At 56.1% G+C, this 619-nt stretch carries 1 protein-coding gene; it reads left to right on the forward strand.

All coding sequences use genetic code 11. The features are described from left to right. The coding region (locus P7F28_RS17430; protein ID WP_277185773.1) for a nitroreductase family protein at positions 1–326 on the forward strand (326 nt) is incomplete at its 5' end. Positions 327–619: the final 293 nt, after the last annotated feature.

The following is a 619-nucleotide window of genomic DNA, read 5'->3' on the forward strand; positions in this document are numbered from 1 at the left end:
AGGTTTTGATTGCTGTGCTTACCGATACTATTGGGCCTAAGGATGTGCCTAATCCTAGCGCCAGTTATGACGCGGGGGCGGCGGGGCTGTCGCTGCTTTTGCAGGCCCATGCGCATGGGCTTGCGGCGCATGCTATGGGCGGGTTTGATGGTGCTGCGTTTCGTGCGGCTTTTGATATTCCTGAAAGGTTTGCCGTTTTGAGTTTTATTTCTATTGCGCACTATGGGGATTTGCAGTCGTTGCCTCCTGGCTTGGCTGAGCGGGAGTCTGCGCCGCGGGCGCGGTTGCCTTTGAGTGAGATTGTTCGGTTTGGGAAATGGGTTTAGGGTGCTTGCTGCTGCTCTTGTTCTTGCGTTTTCGTCCAGTAGCCGCCTCCCCGGCGGGGGGGTAACTTTCTTTGCTGCTGCAAAGAAAGTCACCAAAGAAAGCAGCTTTTTCAACCAGGCACTGCCACTTGAGACGGCAAGTGGATTAATAGTCTCTCTAGGTAACAATAGCCCGCCGCCACGGAGGCCTGCCCGGCCTGTCAAGTGTTAGGTACGCATCTACAAGCACCTCTTTTTCCTTGGCAAAGCGGTACGCGCTCATCCGCGCGGCGTGTCCGGCGCTCACGCGCCAT

The sequence above is a fragment of the Caballeronia sp. BR00000012568055 genome (assembly GCF_029439455.1).
Lineage (GTDB): Bacteria > Pseudomonadota > Gammaproteobacteria > Burkholderiales > Burkholderiaceae > Caballeronia.